This is a genomic window from Coleofasciculus sp. E1-EBD-02 (genome assembly GCF_040218245.1).
In the GTDB taxonomy this organism is placed as follows: domain Bacteria; phylum Cyanobacteriota; class Cyanobacteriia; order Cyanobacteriales; family Coleofasciculaceae; genus Coleofasciculus.
The window spans coordinates 1-12297 of the sequence record NZ_JAVJQN010000059.1 but is presented as its reverse complement, the minus strand read 5'-3'; the positions used below and the strand labels follow the sequence as shown (position 1 = coordinate 12297).

The window sequence follows — 12297 nt, the reverse complement described above, 5'->3', positions numbered from 1 at the left end:
CATTGTTACCAAGCCATGCCTGAATCCCTTGAACCCTACTCACGGCTGAATGCCTCCCAGCTTTTCGAGCTTTCTGTTGTAAAATCTTATAAAGTTGGCAGTAGCCAACGCAAACAAGTGACCCAAGTTCCTCAACTGTGCCATGTTGTCTAGGTCGTTAATTAAATCTCTTTGTAAAATCAGCAAAACTTTAACCCACTCGCTCAAAAAATGTTCAGCTTAGGCGAAATAATTATCTCGAATTTAAAATAATTGTTTAAGCATCGCCTAAGTGTTCAGGTTTTATCGGACTGAGGGGGATCAGAACAAAGGGTTGACTCCGCTAAAAATTTAGTCATTTTCATGAAAGCATTTTGCTTGTTGACGTTTAACTTAAAAGATGAAGGCTTGCTGGTTTAGGTATTTACTGTTCCCTGTTCCCTGTTCTCTGTTCCCTGTTCCCTCTAACTCCTCTTTTTATAAATTTTGATTTGGGGGTTAATTTTATCGAAGTTGGAGTAAACGTACATGCGATTGATATGTCGATAACCTAATTCTTGATGATTTAGTAAATCCCATTGGGGGTCAGCTTTATACTGAAAAACTAAATCGTAGTCGAGTTCTTCTGTTTCTAGTTTAGAGAAAAATTCATACTTAGGTGTGCCTGCTTCAAAGCGACGACTATCGTAGGCACTCGTGCCAATAATATAATCTGGATTTTTCTGTTTGAGAGTTTCCAGAGTCGGGCGCTTGAGACTTTCTGAGCTAAATTTTTCTAATCGGGGTAAATATTTAGCGTCACCAGCACCTAAAATAAAATCGTTGGAGGTAATGGTTTTTGTCATCCATTGTTCAACAATGTATCGGGAATCATGGGTGATTAATACATTGACGGATGTGGTGTAAAAAAAGGTATAAATAAATACAGCAATAATCGATAATGATTTAACGCGAACTAGCTGGGCAGATTGGGAGAGAAAATCCCCGATTAACTTGCCACCAAAAAACGCCAAAATTAGACATACGGGAAGCAGAAAACGCAGGGCGTTATACATGACAATGCTGACAAAAAATAAATAATACGAGACAATCGGAATCAGTAAATAGAGGAGATAATAATGTTTCCGTTGCCAAACAGCCTTGAGCAAACCCAGTATGCAGATTCCGTATAAAAACCAGCCAAAAGACACTCGGATATGCCTCAAGCTTTGCCAAAACATGGTCAGGTGTCCCAATATATTTCGCTCAAATCGAGGACTGATGGTAGCGCCCCCTGATGTAATATCATTGACATGAGCAAAGAAGCCATTTAAGTTAAATATAACGTTATGCATAGCGAGGAAGAGCGCAAGTCCTACGCCTAAGGAAAGCAAAATTTTTCGGTCTTTCAGGGCGTTTTTTAGGGTGACGGATGAATCATGATGCTGCAAATACCGATAGTGCTGCCATACAATAAAGCCAGGGGTTAGGATATAGAAGGCATACGCTTGGTCTTTCGTGGCAACCGCAATCGCGGCTGTCGCTGCAAATAATAGATAATCCCTGGTTTGTTGCTTTTTTAAGATGCGGATATAAAAGAGTAATGATAACATGAACCAGAATAAATAGGGGATATCAAGGTTAATAGTTTTGGCATAATAAATAAAGGGTAAATTTAAGCTGGCGATGACGGAGGCAAAGAAGGCTGACTGTTGATCATAGATTTCTTGTCCAATTTTATAGACAATCCCTAAAATCCCGGCTGCCATAATCAGACTGAGAACTCTGCCGATATAAAATAAAAGGGTATAGGTGGGTAAACTATAGACATTTACCACACCCAATTGATGGAGGAGCAAGACAGGGGAATAGAAAAGCGTAAGCAGGTAGAAATGAAACGGTGGATACTTATAATGCCATCTATTGGCAAATCCTTGTTCAATGGCTTCCAACACTCGTATCGGCGTGAGTTCGTCCGCCGCCCAGCCGTTAAAACTGGGTAACCCCCAGTTGATTCCCCAAAGGTTAATCAATAGACTAAAAATCACTAAGGCGCAAAAGGCTCTATCGATAGTTTTTGAGGGTACAGCACTCTTCAACGGATTATCCTCCCTGTCGTGATTTCCATTTGGGTCATTATAATATAGGATTGCTAAAGATCTATTCCTACAGGCTGAGTCATCAATTTTAGTATGAAGGTTAAAACAGTCTCTCCTATCCAGTCATGTTCATCCATCGCCCGGTTTCTGGCGGTTGCTCTGGTTTTTGGTATCGCTTATACTCAAGATCCTATCTATAATTCACCCGATAATCAGAATACTAAGTTTTTACAAGGTTTGGCGAAAGCGGGTCATGGGTTGTTGTCGGAAGACTGGCTGGCGAATACGATTGATCCGTTGCCGGCTTTTAGTTTTTTAGTCCAGTTTACGTATCAGTATATTCATCCGGAATGGATGTTTTATGGGTATTATATCCTTATTTTTGGGGTGTATGCTTATAGTATTTTGGGGATTGTTAATCATGTCTACAAGATTGGCTATTCCGGGTTGAAGTATTGGGTGTTTTTTACGGTGTTTGTGGCGCTGCACACGGTACATATTAAAGTGGGCAATTTTGATACGGGTTGGCATTTTCATGCGGGTGTGGCGGATCAATTTATTCTGGGACAAGTTTTTCAGCCCTGTAATTTTGGCGCGTTTATCCTGTTGTCGATTTGGCTGTTTCTGAGTGGGAAACCGTTTTGGGCGGTATCGTCGTTAGCGTTGGCGACGACGTTTCATCCGACGTATTTGCTGAGTGCGGCTATCCTGACGTTATCGTATATGGGGGTTATTTTAAGGGAGGAGCGGAAGTGTCGGAAGGCGTTATCGGTTGGTGTTTTATCGTTGATTTTGGTTTTACCTGTTTTTTGTTATATGTATTTCACCTTCAGCGCTACGAATCCGGAGATTTGGCGCAAGGCGCAGGAAATTATTGTTGAGTTTAGAACGCCACATCATTCGTTACCTGAGGTTTGGTTGGATGATCAGGTGCCTTATATTCAGGCGGGGATAGTGGCGCTGGCGGTTTATTTGGTGCGGAAAACGAGGCTGTTTCTGGTGTTGCTGTTACCTTGGATGATGGCGATAGGGTTAACGGTGGCTGAAATTCAGTTGAATTCTGATACGTTGGCGTTTATTGCGCCTTGGCGATTGTCTGTCTTTTTGGTGCCGTTATCGAGTTGTATTGTCGGTGCGGGTTTGGTGGCTGGAGGGTTGAGAAAGTATGGTGATTTTGTGTTTAAGCATCGGCGGTTGGTAGCGCGGGTGACGTTATTTGTTCTATCGGTTTTGGTTTTGGCGGGGGCGGTGGAGCAGGCTATTTCGTTTTATGGGAAGGATAAGACGACGCCGATGATGGAGTTTGTTAAGCAGACGAGGGTATCGGGGGACGTTTATTTGGTGATGCCGGATAGTAAGCGGTTACGTAAGTTTCGGTTGTTTACGGGGGCGCCGATTTTGGTTAATTTTAAGTCTCATCCGTATAAGGATAGGGAGGTGATTGAGTGGTATAGTCGGCTGCAGTTGGCTCGAGGGTTTTATGGAGAGGGGTGTGGGGTTTTGGGGGAGTTACGGGATAGGTATGGGATTTCTCATGTTGTTTTGGAGCGCGAACAGTTTGATTGGGGCTGTGAGGGGTTGGAGGAGTTGTTTCGTGATCAGTATTATGGGGTGTATCGTGTTTTTGGGGGGTAAGGTTTTGCGCCTGTTTTAAGGGTAAAGTCTGTTCGGCTGTTTTAGCTGGTTTATTTTAGTGGTTAGGGCTTTAGGTTTGGTTTGGGTTGGGAGGATGTGTTAGTTTAAGTTGGCTAAGTTGGTCTATAAGGCATGGGGTTTATGTGGATGGCGTTACGATGAACCGGCGAAGACAGCGCAACTACAAGCGCAACTACAAGCGCAACTACAAACAACTACAAACAACTACAAATTATGCTCTAGACATTTGGCGTCTAAGATGGTGAGTTTTGGGGTTTGAAAGATGCTACATTGGCGGATTATGGGGGGGAGGGCTAAGGGGGTTCTTTGTTTTAGTCTTTGGCTGGCTTCTGTGGCGATATCTGGAAATTGTTGTATCCATTTGTTGTGGCTGATGTAGTCGGGGGTGAAGGCGGATTGGTCGATGAGCCAAAGGTCGATATTATAGTGTTGGATGAATGTTTTGATCTCGTTGGCGTCAGGGCTGTATTGAGCGCGTATTAGGTTAATGGCGCGTTGGCGCAAGGGGAGGTAATAGCTGAGATGATAGGGGATGGCGTATTCCCAACTGACTAAAATTGAACGGTGGGTAAAGCTGGGGAGGTTATCGGTTTCTGGGGATAGGGAGGCGATCAGGCTGTCTTTGGGTTGATGGGTGAGAAATTGGTAGAGTTTGGGTGCAGTTCCGATTTCGTAGGCGGTTTTGGGAAAGTTGGGGACGAGGAGGGGGTAGAATAGTATGATTCCGGCGAGGATTGTGGCGAAACCAATGGCGAGGATTTTGGTTTTCTGGAAGAGTCCATGACATAAAATGGTTAGGGCGATTCCTGTGGCGATGGGGAGGAGGAGTCGTAAGGTGTGTTCAGTGTAGCGACTGGGTAAATGGAGGTGGAAGAGTAGTACATGGGCGGTAAAAAAGAGAGTTAGGGAGATGAGGAGAATTTGAGGGAGGAGGATGATTGAGGGTTTTACCTGTCGGGTTAGGGGGAAGTGTTTGGAAATTTTACCCAAAAAGGGTAAGAAGAGGGCGGCGTATAGTAAGATAGGGAGGGATTGGCGTCGAGGGAGAAGACCACTGCGATCGCCATTTAACCAGAAATCCCAGAAATTATCGGTAAAAAAGCTGGCTCGCCCCCCCGCCCAGAATTCTGGCATTTGTTGGGCTTGGCTGGCGGTAATAATTGGCTCAAACTCGGATGTGGTGATGGCGTAGGGTAACATGACGCAAAATGCCACGATTAAACCCGCCGCGCTGAAGTAGTAATCCTTCCTTTCCCGTGACAGTTGTAATTGTCCCCTTTGCCATTTCCCCAACTGGAGAATTAAGACTCCACTGGAGATGAGGACACTTTGGGGATAGAACCATCCTTGTAGCGCGATCGCACCTAAACTGGGAATTAGCGATCGCCTGATTAGATAATACCAGAATCCCAGGAGTAATGGATAGACAAATGCTCTGGGTGTGGCGGAGACTAAATCATCCCGCATCCACAGGGTTTGATTGACGAGGAGGGAACTAATAAATCCGGCGATGGGTAGGGGGAGGAGTTGTAGGGTGAGTGCAAAGGCGTAAATTGTGGTGATTAGGGTGAGGAGTAGAGGGAGGAGTTTACTCAGGGTTAGGGGTGCGATTCCTAGGTTGGCGATGAGTTGGTAGATTGTTTTATAGCCGACGGGAACGACGGATTGGAAATAATCGGCAATGATATCATTGGGGAATAATTGGGAATCTATATATCGCTGCATCCAAAAGACGTGTTGTCTGGCGTCATCTTGGACAATATAAGGGGAATTGAAGGCTTTTTGTAGGGCTAACAGGCTATAACTGGTGGCAATGATGAGGCTGAGGGATAACCAGAAAATTACCAGGGGTTGGGATTGATGCGTGATTAGGGAGAGTTGGGTTTTTTGGGGGTGGTTTTTCGGCATAGAGAGACGGGTTTTTGAACGGTTTGTAGAGGGGAAGAGTAGATTTTTTTCAACGCAGAGGTTCGCAGAGGGAAAGCGCAGAGGTTCGCAGAGGGAGCGCTTCAGGTAGTATTGGGAGAAGGGGGGTTGTGGGGCGGTTAATCAAGGCAATAACTTTAAAATATATATGATAATTTCTGTGTCTCCCTCATCACCCCATCACCCCATCACCTCACAACAGCACACCCTAATTAGGGGACAGGATTTGCCAAAGCCATCCTAATTCATAGACGGGTTTTATTTGATAGGGGGATTGCTGTTCGAGTTCAGCCCGTAAGTCATTGGTGGGTTGAAATAAAAATACATCACTAAATTGATTGAGATTGTCGGGAAGTGGGGGGGCTTCGATTACCATTAATTGGATTTCGGGGTTGAGCCAATAACTCAGCGATGTGGTTCTCACGACACTGCTACTAATCACTAAAGGGGTGGGAGATTGATTGACAATCCGAGCGACTTGGGGGTCATAGTAATTGGTGTATTTGTTCCACCAGGTTTCGGATTGAGAACTTACCGCACTGGATAAAATGCCTAGCGAGATTAATATAACGGTTCCTACTTGCCATAGCTTCTGTTGTCCAGCTTTGGCAAAACTGGGAGTTATTTTAACGCTGAGTAAATAAGCCACCGCTAACTGAATCCCCACAAAACTAGGGATAAGGTAACGGGCAATCGTTGAACGTTGTCCCCGCCCTAGTAAATCGGGTAAGGCTAAAGGGAGTGCGGTGATACTGATTAAAATCAGGACAAATAACCAAACCCGTTTCGGCGTGGTGCGAATCAGGAAATAGATGGCGTAAGCTACTAGGAGTAAAATTGGGATGACGAGATAGGTTAACGGATAGTTAAGCCCAAATAGTCCGTTATCCACACCATAGCGAATATCGAATAGTTGCTTATCATAGCTAATTTGCGGATCAAAAAATACGGCGGTTAGATTAAACATCCAACGCTTGAATAGAACCCATAGTGGGATATCTTTTGATGTCCAACCTGTGGCTCGAACTTCGCGAATTAAGACGAACCAGGGTAAGAATACCACTATTGCTCCGGTTAACGCGAACAGATATGCCTTCAACTGTTGAGTTAACCGCCAGCGATTCATGGCGGCGACGTAGATGGCTTGAGCGATTAACACCAGGAATGAGAGTAAATGAGAATAGAGGGCGAGTGACAGGGTTAGGGCATAAATTCCCCAATTTACTGGGGTTTTCATTCGCATTGCTCGGAATAAAGCGGCACAGGATAGTAAAATAGTTACCGTCCACAAACTATATTGCCGTGCTTCTTGGGCGTAGAGGATATGAACCGGAGAAACGGCAATCAGGGAAACGACAACCCATCCGGTTATCGGAGATTCAAATAACTCCCAACATAGCCAGTATATTGCCGGAAATACCAATAGACTAATTAAGGCAGATAAACTACGAGTGACAGGGGGAGTATTGCCAAACCAGCGCACCCAGAAATGAGCCATTAAATAATATAATGGTGGATGCTCTGACTTGTTGACTAAAGCCTTCATCGTATCGCTTAAGCCGTTTTGGGGGCGAGGTTGTAGATAATCCTGTAAGGCTTTAACTTGAATTATATCGCCGTTGAAGTTATCCTGACTATACTCTTGAATGGTATGTCCGGAGACGCGAACTGATGTATAAATTTCATCCGTCCAATAGACTTTTTTCCCTAGGTTAGCGAAGCGAAAAAATAAACCCAAGATGATTGTTATTGCCACACAAGCTATTATGACCTGATGACGAATTTCTTTCATGTTCTCACCCTAACTTCCTGCCGCTGCCCGAGAAGGGCGGGTTTAAGGTAGGGGCAGGTTTTACTACTATCATTCAGGGTTACACCCAGATATGACTAAACCCGCCCCGACAACGTTTTTGCCATAAGTTATCTGTAAAACCCGCCCCTACACCCCTGCTTCCTTTATTCAGCAACCCCCATAATACATTGCGCGTCTAGAACTATCAAAGCATCCGTCTCGAATACACTACACTGTTCTGTAACCTGAGACAAGGCAGGATTTATTCCTGCCTGCAACTGAGCAATCGCGGCTTTCGCTGGGGGATACTGCATCAACCAATTACTCCCTGCAATATAGTCGGGTGTAAACGCGGCACGATGCACTAAAAAAAAGGTGACGCCATAGCGTTGAATAAACTGGTGTACCTGGGATAAGTCTGGACTATACTGAGCCTGAATCAAATCAATCGCCCGTTGACGAATCTGATTATAGTACCCGACATGATAAGGAATCGCATACATTTCACTGACTAAAACAGGCTGCTGGGAAAACGTCGGTAAATTATTGGCTTCTTCATCAAGGGAAGCAATCAGACTCGGCTGCGGTTGTTGAGCTAAAAATTCATATAAACTGGGATACTGACCTTGTTTATATCGGGTAAACGGGAAACTCACAAAACAGGGATAGAAAATAAGTATCATCCCCAAAACCGCCGTAACTACCCAGGCGAAGCCTCTTCTAAATCGGTGAGAGGTAACCCTTGCCCAATAAACCAATGCATCTACTACTACCACAAACGCGATCGCACTCGCCAATGCCATGACGATTCGCAGGCTATGGGTGGTATACCGAATCGGCAGATGTAGCCTAAACAAGAAAACGTGGGCGAGAATAAACGTCACACCCGCCGTTATCACCATCTCAGGTAAAATCGCCACACCCCTCGTCACCTGCTTAACCAAGCGAAAGCGGGAGGGATAGCGCCACAGTATCGGTAAAAGCAACCCCAGATAGAGTAACGGCGGTAGAGACAATCCGCCCAAAAAACTACTACGCTTACCAAACAGCCAAAACTCCCAAGGATTCGCATCAAAAAAAGGGGTTCTCCCCTCAGGCATAAATTCCGGTAACCCTCTCGCCACAGATGCCGCGATCGCAGGTCCAAATTCATTAGACTGTACAGTGTAGGGTAGCAGTACCAGAATCGCCACCGCCAATCCCAACCCACCCAACCAATAATCCCGGCGATTCCCCGAAAGCCGCCATCGCCCCCCTTGCCAGTTTCCCATCTGCAAAATCAGGATTCCCGCACAGATCAACACATACTGAGGATAGAATACCCCCAAAAGCGCGATCGCACCCAGACAAGGAAACAGTGAGCGCCGCAGCAAATAGTACAAAAACGCCAACACGATTGGATAAACAAACGCTCTCGGCGTACCCGAAATCAGAGTATAGGTTGTCCAAAGATTTTGATTCAGCAATAGAGACGCCGTAAATCCAGCGATTGGCACAGGTAACAATTCCAAACCAATACCAAAACAGTAACCCGTGGTAATCACTCCCAAAATAGTCGGCACCAGCTTATTAAATACCAGGGGATGAATCCCAAAACCTGCCATAATCTGGTAAAGCGTCGCATATCCAACTGGCGCAACCGACTGATGATAATCGGCAATTAAATCATCCGCAAATAGCCGTGGCTCTAAAAACCGTTGCATCCAGAACACATGCTGTCTGGCATCACTATCCACCAAATAGTCACTACTAAACGCCTGCTGAAGTGCCAAAAGACTATAAACCACAGAAAACGTCAAACTGAGACTGAACCAAACGATAATTTGAGAACGAGATACTTTGTCATTCGTCATTTGTCATTTGTCATTTGTCATTTGTCATTCGTCATTTTTCAGTTAACATTTAACAGTAACGAATATCCTAACCTGCCTGAGTACAGCTATAAAACCCGCCCCTACATCAAAACATGCCATATTCCTTAAGAACATCCTCCTCCCCAAAACCGCGACTCGCCCCATTAACATCCCGCAAAAACCTCTGCGCCCCTCTGCGCTTCCCTCTGCGTCACTCTGCGTTAAAAATAAAATCATGAGACAACAAATCTAACCTAACAAAGAACAAATGACAAATGACTAATGACTAATACCCAAACAATTCGCCGACAAAACAACCAACCCCTCCCCCTCAAACACCATACATCGTTCCATCTTTGCCGCCAAAACCGGAAGCCCTCCTCCTTGCAAACTCAACCTCGCCCCTGTCGCCGCCGTTTCATACTCTTGAATCCAACGATTACCCATCACATACTCCGGCGTAAACGCCCCCCGTTCCACTAACCATAAATCCACCCCATACCGCCGAATAAAATCTTGCACCACTCCCTCATCTAAACTATACTGAGCCTCAATCAAATCAACCGTCCGCTGATACATTTCATGGTAATAATCCAAATGATAAGGCAACGCATATCCCTCTCCCCCCACTAAAATCGAGCGCTGGGCAAACGTCGGTAAACTATTCGCTTCCTCCGTCAACGAAGCAATCACTGTATCTTGCGGTTGTTGTTGCAGAAACTCGTAAAGTTCTGGCATAGTTCCCACCGTGTAACGACTTATCGGAAACGGGTAATCATTCGCTTGCAAAAGACTGGGATAAACCATAAGAATAGCTACCAAACCCCCCATAAACCCAACCCCCCAAAGCGGTTTCCCTTTCGTTTGAGCCACCTGTAAACCCGTATCTAACAAAATAGTCAGCGCCACAGCCGCCGCCAACGCCACCACAATCCGCAAACTATGTTCTGTATAGCGATTAGGAAGATGTAACTTAAATAGAAACAGATGAGCCGCGACAAACATACCCATCGATACCAGCAGCATCTGAGGTAAAAAACTAATCCCCCTACTCACCCGTTTAACTAAAGGAAACCGCGAGGGATAGTTCAACAAAAACGGCAAAGAAAAACTTACCCAAACCTGTGGTGGTACTAAAAGAATCGAATACTTTGCCATCAACCGACACCATTCCGTTGGCAGCATACCACTGCGCTTACCACAAACCCAATAATTCCAGGGGTCATCATTAAAAAAACTTGACCATCCTTCAGCAGAAAAAGCCGATAATCTCCTCGCTTGTGTTACCGTAATTACAGAACCAAATTCTGACGGATTTAAATAGGGGAAGAGAACCATACATGCGACTCCTAATCCCCACCCACAGAACCAATAATCTGAGCGCACTGGAGATAAGCGAAACCGCCCTTGTTCCCACCGCCCTAGCTGAACAATCAACAAAAGAGCCACAATCAAGACACACTGAGGATAAAATAACCCCAAAAGCGCGATCGCGACAAGAGTTGGTAGTAACAACTGTCGCAACCGATAATACACAAAAGCGAGAAATAGTGGATAGACAAAGGTGACAGGTGTAGCCGATACTAAATCATCTCTCATCCAGAGATTTTGATTCAATAGCAACGATGCGATAAATCCCGCCACGGGTACAGGCAAAAGTTGTAGAGTAATGCCAAAACAGTAGGCGGTAGCCACCAATCCCAACGTTGGCGGTAAAATCTTACTTAACGTCATCGGATCAATTCCTACCGTGGCAAAGATGCGGTAGAATGTAGCATATCCCCAGGGTGCAACCGATTGAAAATAATCAGCAATTAAATCCCCAGGAAACACCTGTGAATCGAGAAACCGACGCATCCAAAAAACATGCTGCCGCGCATCATCCTGCACAATATACTCATGACTCAACGCCTCTTGCAGTGCCGGATATGCATAAATACCAGCAAAAGTCAAGCTTAAACTCAACCAAAACACCTGCTGAGTGCGAGAGACTTTGCCAGTAAGTAGGTGGGAAAAGTTAAGGTTAAGGGCGGGGATTGTCATTCGTCATTTGTTGATTGTTCATGGTTCATTGGTCATTTGTCATATCATGTGCTGACGATTGCCCATAATTGCAATGCCTTAAATATAAGGGTTTCAGGCGTTTTTATTCAGGGGTGTTTGACCGGACATGACATCATTCGTCTTATGTGTAAAGCAATGTCCGACTATTTACCGCCACATTTGGCATACCCCATCAATTCTATTGATATCAATTGAACCGTAGGGACGACCCGCTGCAACAATGAACACAATTCACCCATAAACCTTATCGGATCGCCCTGCATCAGGTATCAGAAAAACCAAGAAAAATCGACATGAACCATTGCCTAAAATTAAACCGTTATAGCCTTACAAAGGCAGGTTAAGACATTCTGTACTATTGCCTATTGCCTATTGCCTATCTGAAGACTTAGCATAGAGAATATAACGCGAATTCCGATACGCGATCGAAAAATCTAGAGAGTGATATCATGTCCGGTCAAACACCCCGAATAAAAACGCCTGAAAACCTTGTTATTACAGCATTGCAATTATGGGTAATCGTCAGGACATGATATGAGTGGTACTCGTGAGCAGATAATCAGCGCCATACTTATTCATCACAGCCTGAGCTTGGTCAGTGGTTAAGCTGTTATAACCAGCCCTCAGCGCCTGCTTCATCTTACTAAACGTGACTCGTTCACCCGGTTGGGGCTACGGGTTGAGTGTACCACTCAAGTCAGTGAGACGTTCATACCAGTCCAACACTCCCACCTTCGTCGGGGGGATAAACTTAAATTTGGCGACAGTGGGGCGTTCTGCTACCCAAGTAAAGGGGGTAAGTTCTGCGGGGGGTAAAGAACTGTAACCAAATCTCTATAGACATCTACGCAAACCTAATCAAAATGCATAGCTATAACCATCCTTACGGTGAATCGGTGTGCAGTAATCCAATCGGGTTGACCTCCTTTTCTTGTCGATAACGAACTCG

General features: G+C 45.0%; 7 protein-coding genes and 1 pseudogene. 2 read left to right on the top strand and 6 right to left on the bottom strand.

Features of this window, described 5'->3' with window-relative positions; genetic code table 11:
* Positions 1–15 precede the first annotated feature (15 nt).
* Entirely contained in the window at positions 16–153 is a 138-nt protein-coding gene (locus tag RIC07_RS10080; RefSeq protein ID WP_446394398.1) for a hypothetical protein, read from the top strand.
* Positions 154–443: 290 nt separating this feature from the next.
* Here RIC07_RS10080 and RIC07_RS10075 read toward each other — a convergent pair whose 3' ends face one another.
* Positions 444–2057, bottom strand: coding sequence for an ArnT family glycosyltransferase (locus tag RIC07_RS10075; protein WP_446394397.1), 1614 nt, complete (start codon positions 2055–2057; stop codon positions 444–446).
* 93 nt (positions 2058–2150) lie between these two features.
* Here RIC07_RS10075 and RIC07_RS10070 point away from each other — a divergent pair, with 93 nt between their 5' ends.
* On the top strand, positions 2151–3692 hold the full coding sequence (locus RIC07_RS10070; RefSeq protein ID WP_446394396.1) for a DUF6798 domain-containing protein: 1542 nt from the start codon (positions 2151–2153) through the stop codon (positions 3690–3692).
* Between the two features lie 225 nt (positions 3693–3917).
* On the opposite strand, the gene RIC07_RS10065 is transcribed toward RIC07_RS10070, so the two are convergent.
* From RIC07_RS10065 to RIC07_RS10045, 5 genes and pseudogenes are all read right to left on the bottom strand, one after another.
* Entirely contained in the window at positions 3918–5621 is a 1704-nt protein-coding gene (locus RIC07_RS10065) for a hypothetical protein (RefSeq protein WP_446394395.1), read from the bottom strand.
* Positions 5622–5847: 226 nt separating this feature from the next.
* Positions 5848–7431 carry a glycosyltransferase family 39 protein gene (locus RIC07_RS10060; protein WP_446394394.1) on the bottom strand — a complete coding sequence of 528 codons (1584 nt, stop codon included), beginning with the start codon at positions 7429–7431 and terminating at the stop codon, positions 5848–5850.
* A gap of 164 nt (positions 7432–7595) precedes the next feature.
* Positions 7596–9284 (bottom strand): hypothetical protein, encoded by a 1689-nt coding sequence (locus RIC07_RS10055; protein ID WP_446394393.1) that lies wholly within the window; start codon positions 9282–9284, stop codon positions 7596–7598.
* A gap of 279 nt (positions 9285–9563) precedes the next feature.
* A complete protein-coding gene (locus RIC07_RS10050; protein WP_446394392.1) occupies positions 9564–11327 on the bottom strand; it encodes a hypothetical protein in 1764 nt (587 codons plus the stop codon).
* Positions 11328–12020: 693 nt separating this feature from the next.
* A pseudogene (locus RIC07_RS10045) lies at positions 12021–12146 on the bottom strand (DUF6798 domain-containing protein); the annotation flags it as partial.
* Positions 12147–12297: the final 151 nt, after the last annotated feature.

What these genes read in the sequence shown, in the direction of transcription:
- RIC07_RS10080 (WP_446394398.1), top strand. Translation starts at nt 16, where the DNA reads ATGCCTGAATCCCTTGAACCCTACTCACGGCTGAATGCCTCCCAGCTT.
- RIC07_RS10070 (WP_446394396.1), top strand. Translation starts at nt 2,151, where the DNA reads ATGAAGGTTAAAACAGTCTCTCCTATCCAGTCATGTTCATCCATCGCC.
- RIC07_RS10065 (WP_446394395.1), bottom strand. Translation starts at nt 5,621, where the DNA reads ATGCCGAAAAACCACCCCCAAAAAACCCAACTCTCCCTAATCACGCAT.
- RIC07_RS10060 (WP_446394394.1), bottom strand. Translation starts at nt 7,431, where the DNA reads ATGAAAGAAATTCGTCATCAGGTCATAATAGCTTGTGTGGCAATAACA.
- RIC07_RS10055 (WP_446394393.1), bottom strand. Translation starts at nt 9,284, where the DNA reads ATGACGAATGACAAAGTATCTCGTTCTCAAATTATCGTTTGGTTCAGT.
- RIC07_RS10050 (WP_446394392.1), bottom strand. Translation starts at nt 11,327, where the DNA reads ATGACAATCCCCGCCCTTAACCTTAACTTTTCCCACCTACTTACTGGC.